Raw genomic sequence first — 23,287 nt, 5'->3', positions numbered from 1 at the left:
GAGGCGCCGGCTCGCCCATGTTTTCGCGGTGAATGCCCCGCTCAGTTCTTCGAACCGTCCGTGCCCCGGCGCTCCTCGCGGAAGTCGTCGGCGGAGAGGCCGCAGCGGCGGAGGAGCCGGTAGAAGCTCTCCCGCTCGACGCCCGCGTGGGCGGCGGCCTTCAGCACATCGCCGCGAAAGCGGCGCATCACGGCCTCCAGGTAGCGCCGGTTCATCTCCTCGCGCGACGCGTCGACCGCCTCCCGGTACGAGAGCTGAGCGAGGTCCACGTCGCTCGAGCTCGTGAGCCGGAGCGGGCTCGCCCCCTGCACCTCGGACGGCAGCGACTCGAGGCGGATCTCGCTCGTCGTCTCGATGACCAGCGCCCGCTCGACGGCGCTCTTGAGCTCCCGCACGTTGCCAGGCCACCGGTACATCTGGAGCGCGCTCATCGCCGCCGCCGAGAACCCGGTCGCGGACGAGCGCGACTGCGGCGCTCGCTCGGCGAGAAACCGCTGCGCCAGGTGCGGGATGTCCTCCGCGCGCTCGCGCAGCGGGGGCAGCTCGACGACGCAGACGTTGAGCCGGAACCACAGGTCCTCGCGGAGGGCGCCCGTCTTGACCATGGCCCGGAGGTCGCGGTGCGTTGCGCTGATGAGCCGCACATCCACCTTGCGCTCGCGCGACTCGCCGATGCGCCGCACCGCCCGCTCCTCGAGCACGCGCGTGAGCTTCGCCTGGACCGTCGGCCTGAGCTCGCCGATCTCGTCGAGGAACAGCGTGCTCCCGTGCGCCTCCTCGAAGAGCCCCGCTCGATCCGTGGCCGCGCCCGTGAACGAGCCGCGCGCGTGGCCGAAGAGCTCGCTCTCGATGAGCGAACGGGGGATGGCCGCGCAATTGACGGCGATGGGGCGGTGCGACGCGCGGGACGAGTGCTCATGGATGGCGCGCGCCACGAGCTCCTTCCCGGTGCCTGTCTCGCCGAGGATGAGCACTGTCGCGTCCGTCGGCGCCACGCGCTCGATGAGCTGGTAGAGCGCCCGCATCGCGGGCGAACGCCCCGTCATGCCCGCAAAGCCCTGTGCGTCCGGCGTCTCCTGCTCGCCCTTCAGCACCACGGCCTGCGCCATGGCCCGCTCGACCAGCGCGCGCAGCTCGTCCGGGTCGAACGGCTTCGTCACGTAATCATAGGCGCCCTCGCGCATGGCCTGGACCGCGGTCGGGACCGACGCATACGCGGTCATCAGGATGAAGGGCACTCCGGGCCAGCGCGCGCGCACTGCCCGGAGCACCTCCAGCCCGTCCCCGTCGTTCATGCGCAGATCGCAGACGACGGTTGTGACCGGCTCGGTTTCAAGGATCTGGAGCGCCGTTCGCACGCCCCGCGCCGTCAGGACCTTGGCGCTCTTGCCGAGCACCTTGGAGAGCAGCGCCAGCATGTTCGCCTTGTCGTCGACGACGAGCACTGTCGGCTTCATGCGCGCTCCTGGCTCTCCCTTGCTTCCTCGATGAGGACGCCCGGCAAGTCGATCACGAACTGGGACCCGCCTCCCGGCCTGGGCTCCGCCCGGATGCTCCCGCCGTGCGCGGTCACCAGACCATAGCAGACCGCGAGGCCGAGGCCGGTGCCGTCGCGGCGGGTTGTGAAGAACGGCTCGAAGAGCCGCTCGCGCGCCTCCTCGGGAACACCGGCTCCCCGGTCCAGGACCTCGATCCGGTAGCCATCGTCCTGCCGCCTTCCGCGCACGAGGATCTCATCACGTTCCGAGGGTCCAGAGGTCGCCTCGCGCGCGTTGGTCACGAGGTTGACGATGACCTGCCGGATCCGGAGCGGATCCACGTTGATGAAGGACGGCTCGGCGTCCACGAGCGGGCCCTGGTCGCGCCGCCCCGGCCCGCCGTCGCAGTGCGAGGCAGCGTCCCTGAGGAGCTCCTCGGCCTGCACCGGGCGCGGCGAGAGGATCGGAGAGCGCGCGTACATGAGCAGCTCCTCCGCGATCCGCTGGCAGGCCGCCGCTTCCTCGTCGAGGATCGAGAGCTCCTCGCGGAGCTCGGGCTTCTCCGCCTCCTTCGCCATCGTCTTCACGTAGCCGCGGATCACGGCGATGGGGTTGTTGATCTCGTGCGCGACGCCCGCGGCGACGCGGCCGACCGCCGCCAGCCGCTCCGAGGCGACCAGCTCGGCTTCGGTGCGCGACAGCGCGTCCAGCATGCGGTTGAACGCGTCGGCGACCGCCACGAGCTCCACGGCGGCCACCGGCTCGACGCGGGCGCTGCGATCTCCAGCGGTGACGCGCCCGGCGACGCGCTCGAGCGAGGAGAGCGGGGTGGAGAAAGAGCGCCAGAGCCTGCGCCCGGCGATCAAGGCGAGCGCCGCGGCGAGCGCGCAGACGGCCGTCGCGAGGATCAAAGCGAACCGGATGAACTGCTCGGCCCGGCGCTCCGCGGCCATGGCGCGCTCGTCGAAGTGACGCGCCAGGCTGTCCGCATGTTGCGTCATCCGGTCGACGAGCGCGTTCGCGCGGTCGTGCGCGTGGTGGACCTCGTGCGAGTCCTGCCGATCGATGGCGGGGAGGATGACCGTGGAGAAGAGCTGGCTGAGCTCGCGGCTCGTCTTCTCGATGTCGTCGAGCTTCGTGGCCGCCTCGGCGTCGAGGCCGGGCCGCAGCTCGGCGAGCTTCGCGCCGAGCTCGCTCACCCAGACGTCGTGGTGCGCGACGTGGGAGCGGTCGCGCAGGATGATCGTGTGGGCCTCGTGGATGTACTGCTCGCGCGCGGTGACGCTGAGGAGCGCAGCCCGGCGGGAGGCCACCTCGAGGTCGTGGGCCTCCAGGATCGCGCGGCGGGACGCGAGGCCCGTGAGCACGGTGGCGACGCCGCTCACGGCGACCAGGGCGACGAGGAGGCTGATGACCAGGAGCAGCCGGCGGCGGAGTCGATACGGGCGCTGTGGAGCGGGAGGCGGAGCCATGGACGGGTGCATCCTCGCAAGCTGCGTACCGGGGCCGCAATCAGCGCTGACCGGCGCGCTGAGCCGCCGATCAGGCCCGGCCGACGCGGTCCCCGCCCCGGCGGGGGACAGTTTGTGACTGAAGCGGTCACACGATCGTGACCGTCGAGGTCACCGCGGGGACCGGACGTCGCGCAGAAGCCCGGAATTCCGGGCCGCGGCCGCTTGGCGCGGTGATTGCTGAGGACCCCGCTCGCCAGGGCAACAACCTCGGCTCCAGGAAAGCACGATGCGCCAAATCCTTCTCTCTCTGCTCGTCTCGATCCCGCTTGTGGCCTGCTCCACGAAGGAGACAACTGGCCACCACCACGAAAGCGCCGCCTCGACACAAGCTCCCGCCGCGGCGCCGCCCCCCACGAATGCGCCCCAGGACCGCGCCGCGAGCACGCGCCCCCACGCGGATCACAACGCTCGTCACGGAGGCCTGGTCACCATGGAGGGCGACAACCACGTCGAGGTCGTGGTCGGGGCGGACGGCGCCATCGACCTCTACGTCAGCGACGCGATCCGGACGCCGATCCCGCCGAAGGACGTCTCCGGCACCATCACGATCGAGCCCAAGGGCAAGGGCGAGAAGCAGACCCTGACGCTCGCGCCGAACGAGGCGAAGGGCTCGCTCTCGGCCAAGGGCCCGGCGCCGGACAACGGGGATTACACCTGGGATCTGAAGGTCCGCGGCGCGCCGATGAAGATGACGCTCACGGTGCCAGCCAAAGGAACGGCGGCCTTCGCCGACGCGGCCGCCGACCACCACCCGGCGGGCGACCACGCCCACGGCTCGCCCCACGGCGGCGTCGTCCAGTCGCTCGCAGGCGGCCATGTCGAGGTGAAGCTCGAGAAGACCGGCGACATCACGGTCTGGATGCTGGATTCGGCCGAGAAGCCTCGCTCCGCGAAGGGCGTCACGGCGAGCCTCCGGCCCGTCGTCGCGGGGGCGAAGGAGACCCAGCTCGCTTACGACGAGAAGGCCGATGTGCTCCGGGGCAAGATCGACCCGATCAAGCAGGATCACGTGGACGGGGTGCTCAGCATCACGCCGGCCGGAGGGACCGCGACCTCGCTCCGGTTCGCGTTCCACCTCGAAGGCCACGCGGGGCACGACGGCCAGAAGGGGCACGACCACGCAGGGCACGACCACGCGGGGCACGACGACCACGCGGGGCACTGAGATGACGACCCGGCGGCCGCACCGGACCCGATACGCGATGTTCGCGGCCCTCGCTGCAACGCTGACGCTCGTGCCCGCGCCGGGCGCCCGCGGCGAGACGCTGACGTGGGCCCAGGTGAAGGCACGCGCCGCCGCGCGGTCCCCCGCGACCGTGGAGGCGAGCCAGGGGGCGCGCGCTGCACGCGCGGAAGTGGCCGGCGCGGGGCGCTGGCCCCGCACGAACCCCGTGCTCACGGGGGGCGTCGATCTCGGCGCCCCGTTCGGACACCCGGAGGACCGGACCTTCTCGGTGGGCATCGAGCAAGAGCTCGACGTTGTCGGGGTCGCGGCCACAGCGGCGCGCGCCGGCCAGCAGAAGGTCGCCGTCGCGGAGCTGGAGGGGGCGGTGCTGAAGCTCGAAGGGCTCGCCGAGGCGGCCGAGGCGTTCATCGAGCTCGAGCGAGCGCAGCGCGTGCTCGCCGTCTGGACCGAGCTCGACCGGGTGTTCGAGGGCATTGCCGCTGGCACCGCGGCGGCCTCCCGCGCCGGTGAGCGGTCGGATCTCGACGCGATCCTGGCCAGCGCCGAGAGCGCCGGCGCGACGACCGAGCTCGCCGGCGCGAAGGCCGAGCTCGCGCGCGCGCAGGCGCGGCTCGGGGTGCTCATCGCCGCCGCGGAGCCCTCGTCCCTCCGCGTCGCGGAGGCGCCGGTCCGGCCGCCAGACGCCCGCGGCCGCGACGTGCTCGTGGCCGCCGCGCTCCGCAGCCGGCCCGAGGTTGGGCTCTGGCGGGCCCGGATGGGAGAGGCCGAGGCACGGCGCGCGTTCGCCATACGGGCCGCGCTCCCGGAGCCCACGCTGGGCCTCGGGGTCGAGATGGGGCGGGAAGAGCGCGATGCCGCCCTGGCCGGCCCGGACGGGGCAACCGGCGTCCGGCAACAGCGCACGCAGCTCCAGATCACGCTGTCCGTGCCGCTGCCGTTCTTCGACCGGAACCAGGCCGAGCGAGCCCGCGCGCTCGCCGACGCGAGCTCCGCCAGCGAGCAGGGCGCGATCGCCGCCCGGCAGATCAGCGCAGCGGTCACACGCGCGAGGTCCGCGGTCGACGCGAGCTGGGCGGCCCTCGCGCGGTGGCAGGCCATCGCTCCCCGGCTCGACGAGGCGCAGGCGATGGTCGAGAAGGGCTACGCCGCAGGGCAGATCGATCTGTTCGACACCCTCACCCGCGCCGAGCGCGTCGCCCGCGCGCGCGTCCAGATCCTCGAGGCGCGCGCCGCCTACCTGAAAGCCCGCGCGGAGCTGTCCCGCGCGCTCGGAGAAGAACCATGATGCACAAGAAGCACCTCGCGTGTGCCGTGGCGCTCGCCATCGCCATCTACGCGTCGGCCCCGCGTGCCTCCGCGCACGGCGGCGAGGATCACGCTGCGCCCGCCGCGCCGACCGCCGCGAGCACCGGGACAGAGCACGTCGTGTCCGGGGAAACGGCGGTGTTCTCGGTCGTCATCAAGTACCCGGCCAAGAAGGCAGAAGGGCCGTTGCCCGCGCGCCTCTACGTCGCTCGGGCCGACTCCAGCGCGCCGGTCGAAGGCGCGCATGTCCGCCTCGAGCTGAAGGGCGGGCTGACGTTCGCCGCGGACGCGGGGAAAACGGCGGCCGCCGGCGTTTATGAGGTCGCGCTCCCCGCTGCCCCGGAAGGAGCAACGGCCAACGGGGTCGTGTCGGTCGAGGCGGGGGACGCCTTCGACCTCGTGCTCGTCGGGGACCTGCGCTTCGGCGCCATCGCGCCCGCCGCCGCGCCGACCGGGATGACGCCGGGCCGGGAGGTGCCCCTCGGCGGTCTGGCGGCGGCCGCGGGAGCGCTGGCCGTGCTCAGCGGCGGGATCGGGTATGCGCTCGGGCGTCGCTCGAGGCGGAAGCCGCCTGCCGCTACCCGTCGTCCCGAGGATCCCTCCGCGCTCCCGCAGGGGGCCTCGTGAGCCGCGCCCGATCCCTGTCCATCACCGCCGCGCTCGCGATCGCCTCGGCCCTCGCGGTCACGGGCCTCGGGGAGCGCGCCGACGCGCACGGCGGCGAGGACCACAGCGTGCCGGCAAAGCCCGCAGCCAGCGCCGCGGCAGACCCGAACGCGGCCCGGGTGCCGATCGAGACCCAGTTCCTGCTCGGGCTGCGCACCGGGCGCGCGAAGCGCGGCGCGCTGGCCACGAGCCTCGGGCAGATCGGCACCGTGGTCGCGCGCCCCGCGGGCGAGCTGGCCGTCGTGGCCCCGACGTCCGGACGGCTCTTCCCGCCCGAGGGCGGGTTCCTCCGGCTCGGCGACGACGTGAAGAAGGGGCAGCTCCTCGCGACGCTCCGGCCGAGCCTGGGCGGCGCGGAGAGCGCGCAGCTCGGGCTGTCGCGCAGCGACGCCGCGTCCCGGGTCGCCGCAGCCGAGGCGCGGCTCGGCCTGGCCGAACGCGAGCTCGCACGACGCCGCGAGCTCAAGGGGATCGTCGCCGAGAAGGACATCCAGGCCGCCGAGGCCGAGGTGGAAATCGCCAGGGCCGAGGTCGCGCGCGCCCGGGCGGACGTCGGGGTGCTCTCGGGCGGGGCGGGCGCGCAGCGGCTCAGCGCGACGATCGACGGCACGGTGGTCTCCGGCCGCGTGAGCCCGGGCGCCCAGGTCGCGGAGGGCACCGAGCTCTGGCGCGTCGTCGATCTCGCGACGCTCTGGGTCGACGTGCGCATCCCGGAGGCGGACGCGGCGCGCCTCGCGGGCGATCGAGCGGAGGTGACGCTCGTCACGGATCCCGCAGCGCGCTTCGAGGCCAGGCGCCTCGCCGTCGCGTCGCTGGTCGACCCGGCGACCCGCACCGTCCAGGCGCTCTTCGAGTTCGACAACAAGGACCGGCGCGCGCGCGTCGGCGCGCTCGTCAACATCGGCATGGCGGGGAGCGCGCCCGTCGAGAGCGTCGTGGTCCCGGGTTCGGCGCTGCTCGATCGCAGCGGCACACCCACCGTCGTCGTGAAGACCGGCCCCGAGACGTTCGAGCTGCGCGCGGTCGCGATCGGGCCGAAGTCCGCCGGCGCGATCGGGATCACGGCGGGCGTGACAGCGGGAGAGCGCGTGGTCGTCGACGGCGCCATGGCCGTCCTCCTCGCCGCCGGGGGCTAGCAGAAACGATGTTCGACACCCTGATCCGCTTCTCCCTCAGGAACCGCCTCTTCGTCATCGCCGCGGCGGCGCTGGTGCTCGTCTACGGGACGTACTCGCTCCTGACGCTCCCGATCGACGTCTTTCCCGATCTGAATCGGCCGACGGTCACCCTCATGACCGAGGCTCCCGGGCTGGCGCCCGAGGAGGTGGAGACGCTGGTCACGGTGCCGCTCGAGCGGGTGATGAACGGCGCGCCCGGGGTCGAGCGCGTGCGCTCCACCTCGGGCGTCGGCCTGAGCGTCGTGTACGTCGAGTTCGGCTGGTCCACGGACATCTACCGCGACCGACAGCTCGTCGCCGAGCGCCTTGCCACGGTGACGGAGCAGCTCCCGGAGGGCGTCACGCCGCAGATGGGGCCCGTCGCCTCGATCATGGGGGAGATCCTGCTGATCGGGGTGCAGGGCGATGGGGTCTCGCCCATGACCCTCCGGACCCAGGCCGACTGGGTGATCCGGCCGCGGCTGCTCACGATCCCGGGGGTCGCGCAGGTGATCCCCATCGGCGGCGAGGTCCGCCAGATCCAGGTCACCGTCGACCCGGCCAGGCTCGCGGCCGCGGCGGTGTCGCTCGACGAGATCTCGCGCGCCCTGACCGGCGCGAACGCCAACACCACCGGCGGTTACGTTGACCGGCGGGGGCTGGAGTTCCTCGTGCGGACGCTCGGCCGCGCCCGGACCGAGGCGGACATCGCCGCGACCGTCATCGCCCTGCGGAACGGGACGCCGGTGACCCTAGCGCAGGTCGCCACGGTGAAAGAGGCCGCGCGCATCAAGCGCGGCGACGGGTCGATCGACGGCAAGCCCGCCGTGATCCTCTCGGTGCAGAAGCAGCCGGGCGCCGACACCGTCGCGCTCACCGGCAGCATCGACAAGGCCGTGGCCGAGCTGCAGAGGTCGATGCCCGCGGGTGTCACCATCAACCCGCGCCTCTTCCGGCAGGCGACCTTCATCCAGAGCGCGGTCCACAACGTGGTCGAGGCGCTGCGCGACGGCGCGATCCTGGTCACGATCGTCCTCTTCCTGTTCCTGCTCAACTTCCGGACGACCGCGATCACGCTGACCGCCATCCCGCTCTCGTTCATCGCGAGCGCGCTCGTGTTCCGGGCCTTCGACCTGTCGGTCAACACGATGACGCTGGGCGGCCTCGCGGTGGCGATCGGCGAGCTCGTCGACGACGCCATCGTGGACGTGGAGAACGTGTTCCGGCGCCTGCGCGAGAACAGGGCGCTCGCCTCGCCGCGGCCGGCGATCGACGTCATCCGCGACGCGTCGAGCGAGGTCCGGAGCTCCATCGTCTTCGCGACGATCCTGGTCGTCCTGGTCTTCGTCCCCCTGTTCGCCATGAGCGGCATCGAGGGGCGGCTCTTCGCTCCGCTCGGGGTCGCCTACATCGTGTCGATCCTTGCATCGCTGGTTGTATCCCTGACGGTCACTCCCGCGCTCTGCTCGTATCTCTTGCCGTCCATGAAGCGCATGAGCCACGAGGACGGCTGGCTGGTGCGCAAGCTCAAGGCCGCGGACCGGCGCGTGCTCGCGGCGTCGCTGCGGCACCCCGGGGCCGTGATGGTGGCTGCTGGCGCGCTGGTCCTCGCCGCCGCGGCGACGGTGCCGTTCCTGGGCGGCGAGTTCCTCCCGCCGTTCAACGAGGGGACGCTCACCGTGAACGTCATCGCCAGGCCGGGCACGTCGCTCGCCGAGTCGGGTCGCCTCGGCACGCTCGCCGAGCAGCTGATCCACGAGGTCCCCGAGGTCGTGTCGACCGGGCGGCGGACCGGCCGAGCCGAGCTGGACGAGCACGCGGAGGGGGTCCACTACACCGAAATCGATGTCGACCTCAGGGCGTCGGAGCGTGAGCGGGAGGCGATCCTCGGCGACATCCGCGACCAGCTCGACAAGATCCCCGGCGTCGCGATCAACGTGGGCCAGCCGATCTCGCACCGGCTCGACCACCTGCTCTCGGGCGTCCGTGCGCAGGTGGCCGTGAAGATCTTCGGCGAGGATCTCGGCGAGCTGCGGCGCCTCGGGAAGGCGGCGCGCGACGCGATGCAGGGCGTCGCCGGGGTGAAGGACCTGCAGATCGAGCAGCAGGTGCTCATCCCGCAGATCGCCATCAAGGTGAACCGGGAGCGCGCGGCGCAGCTCGGGGTGAACGCGGGTCAGCTCTCGGAGATGCTCGAGCTCGCCCTCGCGGGCGGCACCGTCACACAGCTCCTGGAGGGGCAGCGGACCATCGATGTGGTGCTGCGGTACCCGCCGGAGCTCCGCGAGGACATCGACGCCTTGCGGCGCACGCTCGTCGATACGCCCAGCGGCGCGAAGGTGCCGCTGGCCGACCTCGCCGACGTGACGGAGAGCATGGGGCCTAACCAGATCAGCCGCGACGACACGCAGCGGCGCATCGTGGTCTCGGCCAACGTGGCGGGACGCGATCTGGAGCAAGTCGTGAGCAACATCCAGCGCGCCGTGGACGCGATCCCGAAGCCGCCGGGATACTACGCGACGTACGGTGGGCAGTTCGAGAGCCAGCGCTCGGCGTCGCGGCTCATAGGGCTGCTCTCGATCGCGAGCCTCGCCGGGATGCTGGTGGTCCTCTACTCCCAGTTCCGCTCGTGGAGCGTGGCCCTCCAGATCCTCTTGAACATCCCGCTCGCTCTGGTCGGCTCGGTGCTCGCCGTCGTTCTGACCGGCGGGGTCCTGTCGGTCGCGACCCTCGTCGGGTTCATCACGCTCTGCGGCATCGCCTCGCGCAACGGCATCATGATGATCTCGCACTACATCCACCTCATGAAGGAAGAGGGCGAGTCGTTCGGTGAGGCGATGATCGTCCGCGGCTCGCTGGAACGCCTCGTACCGGTGCTGATGACCGCGCTCACCGCCGCCCTGGCGCTCGTGCCCATCGCGCTGTCCAAGGGTCAGCCGGGCAAGGAGATCCTGCAGCCCGTCGCGGTCGTGATCCTCGGCGGCCTGCTCTCGTCGACGCTGCTCGACATCGTCGTCACGCCGGCGGTGTTCCTGAAGTTCGGCCGCAGCTCCGCTGAGCGCCTGGCGCGCGCCCGGGACAGCGCGGGCGGCGCCCAGGACGACCTCACCGGTGCGGCGCAGCATGAATGCGGGAGCGTCGCCGTAAAGCGTGGGGTCTGCGCCGGAGCGCCTTGAAATGCTCGCGTGGTGCGGGAGCTGCGCCGACCACGGGGACCTCGACGGCTCCTGCACTGCGCCGCTGGCGTATGGCAGTCGACGTCCCGGGGAGCCCAGGCGAGGCCGACGCGCGCGCGCCCGCAAGCCAGCGCCGACGTCGGTGGTCACGGACCATCAGCGCCCGGGCGAGGCGGCTTGCGTCTGGACCTCACGGACACGACGCTGGCAGCGCTCGTGGTCGGCGCGGGACTGATCCTCCGGGAAGCCGAGCAGGCGCTGCCGGATGTCGAGCGGCATGCAGTAGTTGGTCGCGGTCCACAGCTTCGGGTCGTCGGCGCCCGAGAGCGGCTCGAGGTCGCTCCACACGATCACCGTCTTGTCGTCCGAGGCCGTGACGATGCGCCTTCCATCGGGGCTCCACACCGCCGTGTTGACGGCATCGTCGTGCCCAAGGAGCACGAGGGGTTGTCCCGTGCCGTCGACCTTCCACACGCGCACAGTCTTGTCCTGCGACGCGGAAACGATGCGCTGGCCGTCTGGGCTAAACGCCGCCGCGTAGACGCGGTCGTCGTGTCCAAGGAGCACGAGGGGCTGGCCCGAGCCGTCGGCCTTCCACACGCGCACCGTCCTGTCCTCGGACGCGGAGACGATGCGCTGGCCATCGGGGCTCCACGCCGCCCTAAAGACGTCACCGTCGTGACCACGGAGCACGAGGGGCTGGCCCGAGCCATCGGCGTTCCACACGCGCACCGTCTTGTCTTTCGACGCGGAGACGACGCGCCCGCCATCGGGGCTCCACGCCGCCCCATAGACGACAGCGTCGTGACCACGGAGCACGAGGGGCTGGCCCGAGCCATCGGCGTTCCACACGCGCACCGTCCTGTCTTGGGACGCGGAGACGATGCGCTGGCCGTCAGGGCTCCACGCCGCTGGATTGACGCCACCGTCATGGCCACGGAGCACAAGGGGCTGGCCCGAGCCGTCGGCCTTCCACACGCGCACCGTCCCGTCCCACGACGCGGAGGCGATGCGCCGGCCGTCGGGGCTGAACGCCGCCCCAACAACGATATGGTCGCAACCACGGAGCACGAGGGGCTGGCCCAAGCCGTCCGCCTTCCACACGCGCACCGTCCTGTCAGAAGCGGCGGAGACGATGCGCTGGCCATCGAGGCTGAACGCCGCCGCGTTGACGCAGTCGCTGTGACCACGGAGCACGAGGGGCCGGACCGAGCCGTCGGCGTTCCACACGCGCACCGTCCTGTCTTCGGACGCGGAGACGATACGCTGGCCGTCGGGGCTCCACGCCGCCGTAGGGACGCGGTCTGCGTGACCACGGAACACGAGGGGCTGGCCCGAGCCGTCGGCGTTCCACACGCGCGCCGTCTTGTCAAAAGACGCGGAGACGATGCGCTGGCCGTCGGGGCTAAACGCCGCCCCATAGACGCTACCGTCGTGACCACGGAGCACGAGGGGCTGGCCCGAGCCGTCGGCGTTCCACACGCGCATCGTCCTGTCTTCGGACCCGGAGACGATGCGTCGGCCGTCGGGGCTCCACGCTGCCGTAAAGACGAAATCGTCGTGACCACGGAGCACGAGGGGCTGGCCCGAACCGTCGGCGTTCCACACACGCACTGTCTTGTCCATCGACGCCGAGACGATGCGCTGACCGTCGGGGCTGAATGCCGCCGCATAGACGCGGTCGTCGTGACCACGGAGCACGAGGGGCAGTCCCGAGCCGTCACTGTTCCACACGCGCACCGTCTTGTCCCACGACGCAGAGGCGATGCGCTGGCCGTCAGGGCTAAACGCTGCTGCATAGACGACAGCGTCGTGACCACGGAGCACGAGGGGCAGTCCCGAGCCGTCAGCGTTCCACACGCGCACTGTCTTATCTGCCGACGCGGAGACGATGTGCTGGCCGTCGGCGCTGAACGCCGCCGCGAAGACGTGGTCCTCATGACCACGGAGCACGAGGGGCAGTCCCGAGCCGTCACTGTTCCACACGCGCACCGTCTTGTCCCACGAAGCGGAGACGACGCGCTGGCCGTCGGGGCTGAATGCGGCAGACCAGGCCAAATCCTCGTGGAGGAGCACCATCGTGGCGACGCCTGCACCCCGTGCCCACCGCGCAAGCTCGCCCCATCCCGGCGGCGCCGGGCCCGGCTCGATCTCGCGGAGTAGCGCGAGCATCGTGGTGGGGTCTCCCTGGCACTCGCGGGCCGCGGCCATCCGCGTGGCATTCCGGGCGCTCGCGGCGCTGCGCTCTGCCTCGGCCCTCTCCGCCTCGGCCCTCTCCGCCGCCCGCTTCGATTGGACCGCCAGAGCGGAGACCAGGAGCACGACCAGGCTCAGGGCACCGAACAGCACCGCGACGACCTGCCTCCTCCTCCGTCGTTCCCGCTCCCCCAGCGCCACCACCGCCGCGAGGTAGCGCGCCTCCCGCGCGCCCTGCTGCGCGCCCGCCGCCGGGCCCTGCCGCTTCTGCCAGCGCCGGGCTTCCTCCGCCGCCTCGCCTCGCCAGAGCAGGCCGTCGGCGCAGCCGCTCGCCTCCCATTGCTTGGCCGCGGGGCGCACCCGCGCGAGGAACTCCGCCGCCTCCTGGTTGTCGTCCAGCCATCGCCCGAGCTTGGGCCAGCTCTCGATCAGCGACTCGTGCACGAGCTCCACCGTCGGGAACGCGCGCTCTTCGGCGGTCTCGATCAAGAGCAGCCGCGCCTCGCAGAGGCGGAAGACTACCCGGTCCACGGCGTCTACCTGTTCGTCGAGCTCTCGCAGGTCGGGCAAGCTCACCACGGCGCGCGTCCGCTCGGGTGAGACCAGCCGGAGGAAGATCGCCCGGCAGAGGCTCTGCTCGATCCCCGAGAGACCTGCGAGCACCGCGTCGGCATGGGTGGAGAGCGCCCCTGCGACCCCCCCGAGCTTTTCGTAGCTCTCCTGTGTCAGGAGCCGGCGCCTCCGATCGCGCGCCTCCCACAGCTTGGTCGCGGTGAACTGCAAGAGCGGCAAGGGGCTGCCGGCGCTCTCCAGGGCGCGGAGCATCGCCAGGGTCATCTCGGCGGTCTCGAAGCGATAGCCGAGAGCCTCGACCGGCCGCATCAGCGCCGCCACGAGGCCGTTCGGGTCGAGGGGCGGCAGGAACCAGAGCCCGCGGGTCACCTCGGTCATGAGCCGGCGATCTTCGGCCAGCCGGTCGAGGAAGTCCGAGCGCATGCAGAGCACGACGCGGAGCGGGGACAACGCGTCGTCGGCGACGCCCTCCAGGCACGCGACGAACGCGGCCCGCTCCGCCGGATCGATGCCCTGCGTGTAAAGCTCCTCGAGCTGATCGACGAAGACGAGAATCTTGTGCTCGGCGCTCTGGCTGCGGCAACGCGCGCGCAGCCGGGCGCCCAGGAGGCCGGGCTGGGCGCGCAGGGCCGCGATGAGCGCATCGGGATCGCTCGCCGAGGAGAAGGCGTGCGAGCTCGACGCGTCGGGTGGAGCTCCCGTCGTCACCGGCGTGGCCGCGATCTGCGCGAGCAGGTCGGCGAGCGCGTGGAGCGGCCTTCGCCCCGGCCTGCGCGTGAACGCCTCCCAGGGCTCGCCCGAGCGCTTCAGCGCCGGGATCACGCCCGCGCGCACGAACGACGATTTTCCCGCGCCGGACGGCCCGGCAACCATCACGAGCGGCTGGCTGCGAAGACGTCCGACGAGCGCGGCGACGTCGTGATCGCGCCCAAAGAAGCGCCCGGCGTCCACCTCCTGGAACGCGCCCAGCCCGGCAAAGGGGCTCTCGTCCTCGCGGAGCGCCGGCGCCTTCGCGCCCGGCAGCAAGGGCTCGAGCGCCGCGATGAGCTCCTCGGTTCCGCCGAAGCGCTCGTCCGGGCGCTTCTTCAGGCAGCGATCGATCACGTCGCCCAGCGCGCCCAGGTCGGGACGCGTGTCGCTTGCGCGCGGCATGGGCACGTCGAGACGCCGAACCTGCCCGAGTTGCCCCACCGCGAACGGCGCGAGCGGGTGCGTCCCGGTGCAGAGCTCGAAGAGCATGATCCCCACGGCCCACAGATCCGTCCTGGGATCGACCTTCTCCGCCCGCCATTGCTCCGGCGCCATGTACGGGACGGTGCCGACGAGCGCTCCTTCCTGCGTCAACGCCGGTAGCCAGCGCGAATTCGCGCCCTGGGCCGCGAGCCGCTCGATCTCGTCGGCGTCGAGCTGCTTGGCGATACCGAAGTCGAGCACCTTGATCGGCCCCGCCTCGGTCAAGAAGACATTCTCCGGCTTGAGGTCACGGTGCACGATCCCGAGCGCGTGGGCGCAGCCCAGCGCGCGCACCACCGGGAGCATCAGCTCGACCGCGAGGCTCAGCGGCAGCGGCCCTCCTCGCTCGACCAGGAAGGCGCGCAGCGTGCGGCCCTCCAGGTGCTCGAGCACCATGTAAGGAACGCGGTCGACCTCGTCCACCTCGTGGATCACCACGATGTTCTCGTGCTTGCAGCGCGCGGTGGACCGCGCCTCGGCGAGGAAGCGCTCGGCGCTCCGGCCGTCGGACTCGAGGAGGACCTTGACGGCGACCAGTCGGCCCAGCTTGGTGTCGCGGGCCAGGTAGACCACGCCCATGCCACCCTGGCCCAGCTCGCGGATGATCTCGTAGTGCTTGAGGGTGGAGTCCACCTGCGGAGCCGCGACCGCCGGGTGCAGGGGTCGCGACCGCAGGGCTGCGGTGGCGATCCGCGCGAGACCGAGGGCGCCCGTCGCGTCGTCCTGATCGCTGGTCTGGAGGACCTCCCCCGGCGGCGATCCCTCGGCGACGCCACGCAAGGATTCTCCCGGAGGCACCGCCACGCTCCTGAACTCCAGCTCGGCCAGCCGAGCGACGATGACGCGGCAAACCGCACATCCGTCGATGTGGTGCGCGATCGCCTCGAAACCTGATGGATACGCGGCGTACTCTGCGAGCTGGTTGTCCGTGGGGCAGTCCGACGTCGGCTCGATGGTGCCCGACTCTTACCACACGGAGCGGGACTGTCAGGCGACACGCCTTCTTGACGGCGCGCCGACATCAGCCATTCTCCGCAGGTGGATCGAGCGAGCGGTCTCTCCTCTGCGTTCGCGGCGGGCCTCGGCGGGGGCGGGGTGATGCCCGAGGCCGATCCCGGCGCGACGATCGCGGCGCTCTTCGAGGCGGGGCAGGCGGCCTTCCCGGCCATCGCCGTCGAGGCGACCGCGCTGGCGCGCTACCTCGGCGAGCGTTGCTCGGCCGCGGGCGGCGCGCTGCCGCCTCCGTCGCTCGCGGCGGACGTCTACCTGGCGTGCGCCTGCGTCCTCGGGGTACCGGGTGCGCACGCCGCGTTCGAGCGGGAGTTCTCCGGGGTGATCGCGCGCGCGGCGGCCCGCGTCGAGCCGTCGCCCGCCTTCGCCGACGACCTCCGGCAGGTGGTCCTCGAGGGCCTCTTCAGCGCGCCGCCCTCGGCCACGCCGAAGATTGCCGGGTACGCGGGGCGCGCGCCGCTCCGGACTTTCCTGCGCGTGATCGCGGTACGCACCGCGATCAACCTGCGGCGGCGCAAGGCGGACATGGCGAGCACCCCGCTCGACGAGGAGCGGGAGATCGCCGCCTCCGTCGACGTGGAGGCCGCCTACCTCGAGGCGCGCTACAAGGCCGAGTTCGAAGAGGCCGTGCGCGTCGCGATGGGGCGCCTCTCGCCGAAGCAACGCGCGCTGCTTCGCCTCCACCTGCTCGACGGCCTGAGCATCGACGTCCTGGGCGCGCATTACCAGGTCGGGCGCGCCACGGCGGCGCGCTGGCTTGCGGCCGCGCGCGAGGCGCTGCGCGAGGGCACGCGCGCGGAGCTCGTCGCCAAGCTCGGCCTCACCGAGTCGCAGTACGCGAGCCTGGCCAGGTTGATCCGGGGCCGGCTCGACGTGAGCGTCGCCTCGCTCCTCCGCGAGTAGAGCTCCTTTCGCAAACGTACGGCGGGAGGGCTGCGCTTCGCGTAGCGCACGTGGGGTGCCGCCTTGTCTCGGGAGACAAAAGCTAGCCCCGCGCGCGCGAAGGACGTTTGCGGCCGTCGGGGTAGCCATGCCCTCGCCAAACTATTTTTGAGACTCCGTCCACGTCGCAGTGACCTTCAAGTGGGCAGAGCGATGTGGGCCCCGGTCCTCCTCCCGAGGGGAGGGATCTGGCCACACCGCGGGGGGGAGCGCTGTAGACGAATCGGCGAAATCGCCGAGAAAAACAACGATAAGCATCATGCAATCGAAGAGCATCAAGAACGACGCAATCACCCGCGCGCCGCGTTCTCCTCGCTGGGTACCGATGGGCACGCCTTCACGACCTGCTCGCCCTCGCTTCGCCTCCTTCCTCGCCACCGCCGCCCTCCTCGCGTCGGCGCCGCTCGCGTGCTCGCCCGCCCACGATGCGACAGGATCAGATAGCTCGGACGCCGCGAGCGCGGCGCCTTCATGCAGTCCGGCGGAGGCCTCGTGAGCGCCGGCCTCGCCTGGTGGTGGGGCACTTCGCACACGCAAGCCGCCGAGAACTACCCTGGCAACAAATACCTGCGCACGGCGGTCGCTGAATACGATCCGCTAGACAGAAACGTCGCTGAAATGGATTTGAACAGCGTTGAACACCGTTGGACAGCGCCAGGCAGCGCCAAGCAATGACGATGGAAGCTCTCGCCTCTCGGCCAGCCGTGATTGCCCACGCGAGCCCTCACATCGTGCGAGAACACACGCCTCGTAAAGGAGACACCATGAGAAATACATTCGCCTTCGCCATGTTCGGAGCCACGCTTCTCGCCGCCACGGCGAGTGCCCAAGCGAGCACAAAGAGTGTTCGTGTCCTCTACGTCGTGCCGAGCGACGCGCAGCGAAGTGACCGCGCCGCTCTCGTCGCGAACGCCGTCGAGCACAACCGTCAGACATGGCAGAACTACGGCGCCACGATGACCACGGACGACGTCGTGACGGTTCAAAGCCATCATGACACGAGCTGGTTCCTGACCAACCCCGACGGCTTTCACGGCGGCCTGGCAGAGTGGTACTGGCTCGGAAACGCCTGCAACGCGGCCAGGGACGTGTACCCTGACGCCTGCACGGGGGACGCCAACCACAAGTACATCATCTTCCTGGAGGCCGACATCTCGAGCGTGAACGGCAACGGGGCGGCCGCCGGCTTCGGCGCAGCCGTCATGCCCGAGTGGATCATCGATGGAGCCGAGCAGGGGGACCTGGGCAGGATCGGAAGCATCGGCCACGAGCTCGGGCATACGTTCGGCATGCCGCATTCCGACTGCGCGTCGCAATGGCCTACGAAAAACATCATGTGCAATAGCGACTACTACCCGCACAACCGGCTGAACCACCTCGACTACCCCTACCTGTTCAGCGCTGAGCACAGTGCCTATTTCGAAGAGACTCCATCTGATCTGTTCGACGTCGGCCAGGGGAAGGTCCTCGCCGGAGAGATCTGGAAGACCCAGCTCGGGCTCGACCTCGAGGAGTGCGCGCTCTCCTGCCTGAGCGACCCTGACTGCAGCTCCTTCGTTCACTTCGGCACGACGTGCGAGTTCAAGGGAGGTCGCCTGAGCGAGGCCTGGGATGTCTCTGGGTATACCTCGGCTCAGATCAAGATACCCGCCGACGGCGCCGTCGAGAAGAATGTTGCGCCGATCTGGGACCCGAATCACGCGACGCAGGTGTGCCGGCAGGTGTGCGACATCTGGAGGAACGTCCCCTGGACCGAGTCGAGCTGGACGGGGACCTCGTGGACCCCCCCGGAGAATGAATACTCAGTTTGCCTCTGCGACTACAATCCTGACTACAATCCGTGAAGCGATACGCCGGGGCATGCGCTCGCGCATGCCCCGGCGGTGGCCGAGCTCGGCGCGAGCGACGTTGGTATGAATCCCGCTATCGACCCCGGTCCGCCCTACTCCACAGGAGTGTTCATGCACCTTCGTTATGCCTCCAGGTTCCCGTTTGCCGCGGCGGTCATGTGCGCCGCGGCGTCCGCCTCTCTGGCCGCGTGCGGCGACGCGGGCGCGCCCGGCGAGGTCGCCGGCATCGACGCCGAGGAGCGCGCCTCGGAGCGCCGGCAGGCGCTGTCGGCCCCGCTGGATATCGAGCCGCTGCGATCGCTGATCCTCACGAAGGTCACCGACCCGCAAGCCATGACCCGGTTCCCGCTCCAGTTCGTCCTCAATCAGCTCATCATGAGGGCGGAGACCGGGGGTGAACAGACAGCCCTCGATCTCTACCGGCGCTGGTGGGACTTCTTCAACAAGTCCGTGGCGGCTCAGTTCCCCGATGCCGTCCATTGCGACGACGTGACCGACAGCGAGGATTGGGCCACGCTCAACGGCTACCGGATCTCGTGCGGCCGGAGGGAGGGCCGCCTCGCCACGAGCGATCCGTTCGACCCGAATTCGCCGGACTTCGTGGAGCCGATCGCGGTCGTGAACCGCTTCGATCTGGCGCCGCTGGACGGTTCGCACTGCGGCGAGTACCGGATCGTCTACGCCAAGAAGACGGCCGGCATCGCCGACCGCAACCTGTTCATCTTCGAGGCCCAGCTCCCGAACCCCCACCCCGAATGCGGCCTCGCCGCATGCCTCCCGGTGGCCGAGTTCTGGGCGCGCCTCTCGACCCTGGACGCGGCCGAGCGCGCCAACGAGCTCGAGACGTTCTTCACCGTCGGCCTGCTCGACGCCGGCTTCGGTCCGGTGCTCCACCCGGACAACTTCGCCGACGCGGTCCACGGCCCCGGAGGCCGCCGCGGCACGGGCCAGATCCGCACCAACCAGTTCATGGGCAACCCCGGCGCCCCCGGGCAGGTCCAGCCCGGCCAGATCTGGCAGCTCCGTGAGTTCAAGATCGCGAAGACCCCCGACGGGCCGAACGGCGGAGATCGGCTCACCTTCAAGCCGGTCACGGTGAAGGAGAACCCCTTCGGCGAGCTGTTCGGCACGGACTTCGACCAGAGCGACTTCCGCTACACGTGGTTCATGGACGACTTCCTCGAGTCGGTCGACAAGCTCACGACCCTCAGCGGCGACATCAACGACATCCAGCTCAAGAACTCGAGGGAGGCCCTCTACAACGCGGGCCAGAGCACCGTCGACGACAGCAACGACTACCTGAATCAGCTGCTGCCGGAGTTCAATTCGCTGCCGAACCTCGATCTGCGCGACCGGATCCAGGCCGAGCTCGTGCGCCTCGGGCGGGACAGCGTCTTCACGCCCGCGGACGTGGCCAACCGCGCCACCACCCAGTCTTGCGCCGGGTGCCACCAGCTGAGCGCCGGCGACTCGCTTGGCAACAACGTGACGTGGCCCGTGGAGGATACGGCGCTCCGGTTCGTCCATGTCCGGGAGGACGGGGATCTCTCGACGGCGCTCACCGATTTCTTCCTCCCGCACCGCGAGGGCGTGCTCGAGGATTTCCTCGCGGCGCACGCGGACGGGAACACGTGCTCCACGCCGACGACCTCGGCCCCGCTCGCGGTGGAGAGCGACGAGGCGGTCCCCACGCTCGGCGGCGCGACGACGCACTGAACGCTACGCGCGTGTCAGCGCGACGACGAACTCCAGGAACGCGCGGACCTTGACCGACATGAGCTGCGCGGAGTGATGGTACACGTAGAGGGGATACGTCTCTTCGGCCCACTCCGGGAGCACTTGAACCAGCCGTCCGTCGGCCAGGTGCTCGCGCACGTAGAGCTCGATCACCTGCGCGATCCCTTGGCCTGCGAGGCACGCCGCGAGGAGCGGAGCGCGTAGGTAAAAGAAGCCGGATCGCAGCGCGAAGAAGTGGTGCGCAGCAAACCGAAAGGGTGGGACCGCGAGCGTCGTGATGGCTCGGTCCTGGGTCGAAAGAGCGTGGTCCGGGCGGCGCCGAGCGCGCTAGGGGCGCATCGGCGTGCCGCGGGCACACGTGTCCGTCCGGGCGTTGGTCTGGCCCGGGAGGCGCGTCGCGAGACGCTATGCGGCGTCACCGGGCGCCTTGCGGCGCAGAACGGTGCTCTTCAACGCTCGGGGCTCCGGGTCGCCTGCGGCGCCCTGCGCCCCGAACCCCCAGTACGGCGGCCCTCGGTTGGGAGAGCGTGCTGGAACATCGGTCGGCTCGCCGAGCGCGGAGAGGAAGCGGGCGATGTTCCTTGGCTCGGTCACCATGGCGACGAGCTTCATCCGCCCCTTGCAAGCTGGGCACTCGAGGACGTCGATCGCAAATGTGCGGCGCATGCCCGTGCCGCCGAAGGTAACGGAGCATCCGCCCGACGGCGTGCTCTAGGACCTGACCGACCTCGCGTGTTCGCAGGTGACCGAGTTCGTTCCACACGAGCTCGGTGCCGTGTTCGTGATAAGCCCCGTCGAGGAAGACCACGTGCAGATGCGGATTGAGCCGCATGTCGCCGGACGTGCGTTGCACGGCGGTCACCGCGCCGCTCTTGACCGCGCCGCACGCGCCTCGGCGCGCGGCGCGTTTTTCGTAGAACCGCTCCACGCTCTCGACGAAGAGGCGGGTCAGCACGCCGAACAACGCCCCGTCCTGGGCGAGCCTGCGCCGCCACGGAAACGGAAACGTCAACACCCACGGACGGTGCGCCACCTCGGGCAGGATGTCCTCGATCAGGTTCGCCGCCGTGGAACACATGCGTCGGCCCAGACACGACGGGCAGAAACCGCGTCCGTTACAGCTGAAGGCCACCAGCCGACTCTCTTCGCAGCGCTCGCACCGGAGCCGCGCGAACCCGCGGCAGAGCAGCCCGCAGTCGAGGTAGGCTTCGATCTCCTTCTTCGCGTGCTTGGGTATCCGGACCGCGATGGCGCCGTCGTCGATGGCCCCGTACAGCGTCTCCACGTTGTCGCGCACAATCTCGTAGAGCGTCGTCTTCTCGGGGCGACGGCGCTCGTAGACGACGCCCGTGGTGCGAGCCGCGCTGGCCACACGGCGCCGACACCGCACGCCGCACGCCACGCGGTGAGGGCGCGTTTTCGCCGCGAATTTCGACAACCCGCCGGGCTATCGCCCATGGCGGCGCCATGGCGGAGCGGCGGGCCGGGGGGCGGCGGGCCGCGACGCTCGCTGCCGCGGCGGCGGAGGCGCTCGCCGAGCCCCCGCCTCGCGCTCGATATGTCGGCGCGCGAGAACGCGAGAGCGCGAGCGCGCAGCGTTGCAGGAGGAGATCATCCGGGTGCAGCAGAGCCGGCTAGCGGAGCTGTCCACGCCGATGATCCCGATCACCAAGCAGGTGATGGTCATGCCTCTCATCGGGACCATGGATGAGCCGTGCCAGGCTCGTGCTTGACGACCCGCGCCGCCGGCACCGGCACGGGCGCGCCCATGGCCCCGTACAGCTCCCCCGGCCTCCCCGCGCCTGCCACGCAGCTGTCGGGCACAGCAGCCAACATTTCGAAACTATTCAGGTTTATTTCTGCTTCTCCGAATTGTTTTCCCCTTGCAGATGGGCGGCGTCACGACGCAATGCCGTGGCGTCCGATCCGGGCTTCGGCGTTGCTCCTCCCCTCGACCCGGGCTCTCCATGGCAGGATGAGCTCAATTCGACTGGGAGGGTGGCCGGGGGCGGGAACGGCGGTGGGGAGCGGCCGCGGTGTGCGGCTCCTCCTCGTCGCAGCGCTCGGCGTGCTTGTGATCCTGTTCACGGTATCCTACGCGCTCGCGGCGCCGGCCGTGACGATCCAGGCCCCGGTGAACGACCACGCGGGCGTGCTCACGCCGAAGGAGCGAGACGACCTCGCGCGCAAGCTCCTCGCGCACCGCGAGAGGACCGGCGTGCAGATCGCCGTTCTGCTCGTGAGGACCACGGGCGGCGTGCCCATCGAGGATTACTCGCTGGAGATCGCCGAGGCCTGGGGCGGGGGCACGGAGAAGCAGGACAACGGGGTGCTGTACACGCTGGCCATCGACGACCGGCGGATGCGCATCGAGGTGGGTTACGGCCTGGAGGACATCCTGACCGACGGCGTGTGCCGCGCGATCCTCGACGCGTCCCGCGACGACCTCCGGCGCTCGCAGTACGGCAGCGCCGCGGGCTTCGTGGTGGGCAGGCTGGTCGCCCTCACGGCGGACCAGAAGATGGGGCCGGGGGGGACGCTGGCGCTGCTCGGGTCACCGTCGACGCACATCGAGGCGCGCTACATCGCGCATTACGCGCTCGGTGCGCTGTTCGGCGTCCTGCTCGGCTTCGTGGTCCGGCGCGCGCCGCGCTCCCCTGCGACGCTGGGCGATCTCGAAGGGCACATGGCGGGCCGGCGAGGGAAACTGCTTATCGCCGCCACGGCCGTCCTCGCCTTCCTGGTCGTCCCGGGGCTCGCGGCGTTCGCGTCGGTATCGGCTTACGGGGCGCTCTCCCAGGCCGCCGCATCGACCTACCTGACGAACCAGGCAGGCCCGCTCCTCGGCGTGATGCTCATCGCGACGCTGATGGGCCTGGTCGCCGGACGGAGCCTGTTTCTGAAGAGAGCGCCGGAGGAACCCTTCCTACGGCGCGTGAGGTTATCTGCCATCGCCATCGCCATCGTCGTCCCGTTCGGCGCCGGTCTGTTCGGGCTCGTCAGCTCCATGGACGTGTCGCTCTACCTGGCGCTCTTCATGTGCTTCGTGTTCGGCCTGGTCCCGGCCATGACGCTCCTGCCCGCCAGCGGCCAGGCCGCGCCGTCGGGCTCGTCTTCCGCCTCGAGCTCGACCTCGTCGTACTCCTCGTCCTCGTACTCCTCGTCCTCCTCCTCGTCGTCGTCGTCATCATCGAGCAGCGGTTACAGCGGCGGTGGCGGATCATTCGGGGGCGGCGGCGCGAGCTCGAGCTGGTAGGAGGAAC

14 protein-coding genes and 1 pseudogene are annotated in these 23,287 nt (G+C 70.7%); 10 read left to right on the top strand and 5 right to left on the bottom strand.

The window, feature by feature from the left end:
• Positions 1–41 precede the first annotated feature (41 nt).
• Positions 42–1,457: a sigma-54-dependent transcriptional regulator gene (locus WME95_RS18960; RefSeq protein WP_437909759.1), complete on the bottom strand. Its 1,416-nt coding sequence runs from the start codon at positions 1,455–1,457 to the stop codon at positions 42–44.
• Positions 1,454–2,950: a sensor histidine kinase gene (locus WME95_RS18955; protein ID WP_437909758.1), complete on the bottom strand. Its 1,497-nt coding sequence runs from the start codon at positions 2,948–2,950 to the stop codon at positions 1,454–1,456. The genes WME95_RS18960 and WME95_RS18955 overlap by 4 nt, the downstream gene beginning before the upstream one ends.
• 268 nt (positions 2,951–3,218) lie before the next feature.
• Between WME95_RS18955 and WME95_RS18950 the strand changes: the two genes are divergently transcribed.
• Genes WME95_RS18950 through WME95_RS18930 form a run of 5 tightly spaced genes read left to right on the top strand, consistent with a single transcriptional unit; the run spans position 3,219 to position 10,482 of the window.
• Positions 3,219–4,157 (top strand): hypothetical protein, encoded by a 939-nt coding sequence (locus WME95_RS18950; protein WP_437909757.1) that lies wholly within the window; start codon positions 3,219–3,221, stop codon positions 4,155–4,157.
• 1 nt (position 4,158) lies between these two features.
• Complete coding sequence (locus WME95_RS18945) at positions 4,159–5,463, top strand: TolC family protein (protein WP_437909756.1); 1,305 nt, start codon at positions 4,159–4,161, stop codon at positions 5,461–5,463.
• The gene (locus WME95_RS18940) at positions 5,460–6,110 is read left to right on the top strand and encodes a hypothetical protein (RefSeq protein ID WP_437909755.1); all 651 of its coding nucleotides are present in this window, start codon (positions 5,460–5,462) and stop codon (positions 6,108–6,110) included. The genes WME95_RS18945 and WME95_RS18940 overlap by 4 nt, the downstream gene beginning before the upstream one ends.
• Complete coding sequence (locus WME95_RS18935) at positions 6,107–7,285, top strand: efflux RND transporter periplasmic adaptor subunit (protein ID WP_437909754.1); 1,179 nt, start codon at positions 6,107–6,109, stop codon at positions 7,283–7,285. The genes WME95_RS18940 and WME95_RS18935 overlap by 4 nt, the downstream gene beginning before the upstream one ends.
• A gap of 8 nt (positions 7,286–7,293) precedes the next feature.
• Positions 7,294–10,482, top strand: coding sequence for an efflux RND transporter permease subunit (locus tag WME95_RS18930; RefSeq protein ID WP_437909753.1), 3,189 nt, complete (start codon positions 7,294–7,296; stop codon positions 10,480–10,482).
• Between the two features lie 156 nt (positions 10,483–10,638).
• Here the strand turns inward: WME95_RS18930 and WME95_RS18925 are convergent, their stop codons facing one another.
• Positions 10,639–15,063 carry an nSTAND1 domain-containing NTPase gene (locus WME95_RS18925; protein ID WP_437910999.1) on the bottom strand — a complete coding sequence of 1,475 codons (4,425 nt, stop codon included), beginning with the start codon at positions 15,061–15,063 and terminating at the stop codon, positions 10,639–10,641.
• Positions 15,064–15,522: 459 nt separating this feature from the next.
• Here WME95_RS18925 and WME95_RS18920 point away from each other — a divergent pair, with 459 nt between their 5' ends.
• The 4 genes from WME95_RS18920 (at position 15,523) to WME95_RS18905 (ending at position 20,003) form a co-directional block, all read left to right on the top strand.
• Positions 15,523–16,398 (top strand): sigma-70 family RNA polymerase sigma factor, encoded by an 876-nt coding sequence (locus tag WME95_RS18920; protein ID WP_437284702.1) that lies wholly within the window; start codon positions 15,523–15,525, stop codon positions 16,396–16,398.
• Between the two features lie 531 nt (positions 16,399–16,929).
• A complete protein-coding gene (locus WME95_RS18915; RefSeq protein WP_159397735.1) occupies positions 16,930–17,112 on the top strand; it encodes a hypothetical protein in 183 nt (60 codons plus the stop codon).
• A gap of 89 nt (positions 17,113–17,201) precedes the next feature.
• Positions 17,202–18,281 carry a hypothetical protein gene (locus WME95_RS18910; protein ID WP_437909752.1) on the top strand — a complete coding sequence of 360 codons (1,080 nt, stop codon included), beginning with the start codon at positions 17,202–17,204 and terminating at the stop codon, positions 18,279–18,281.
• 117 nt (positions 18,282–18,398) lie between these two features.
• A complete protein-coding gene (locus WME95_RS18905) occupies positions 18,399–20,003 on the top strand; it encodes a hypothetical protein (RefSeq protein ID WP_437909751.1) in 1,605 nt (534 codons plus the stop codon).
• Positions 20,004–20,006: 3 nt separating this feature from the next.
• On the opposite strand, the pseudogene WME95_RS18900 reads toward WME95_RS18905, so the two are convergent.
• Positions 20,007–20,216, bottom strand: a pseudogene (locus tag WME95_RS18900) (LysR substrate-binding domain-containing protein); the annotation flags it as partial.
• Positions 20,217–20,439: 223 nt separating this feature from the next.
• Positions 20,440–21,396 (bottom strand): transposase zinc-binding domain-containing protein, encoded by a 957-nt coding sequence (locus WME95_RS18895; protein ID WP_437909750.1) that lies wholly within the window; start codon positions 21,394–21,396, stop codon positions 20,440–20,442.
• Positions 21,397–21,999: 603 nt separating this feature from the next.
• On the opposite strand from WME95_RS18895, the gene WME95_RS18890 reads away from it, so the two are divergent.
• Positions 22,000–23,280: a TPM domain-containing protein gene (locus tag WME95_RS18890; RefSeq protein ID WP_437909749.1), complete on the top strand. Its 1,281-nt coding sequence runs from the start codon at positions 22,000–22,002 to the stop codon at positions 23,278–23,280.
• The last annotated feature ends 7 nt before the right edge of the window (positions 23,281–23,287 follow it).

Source organism: Sorangium sp. So ce327 (assembly GCF_051530205.1).
GTDB lineage: Bacteria > Myxococcota_A > Polyangia > Polyangiales > Polyangiaceae > Sorangium > Sorangium cellulosum_B.
This window is presented reverse-complemented; position numbering and strand designations above follow the sequence as displayed.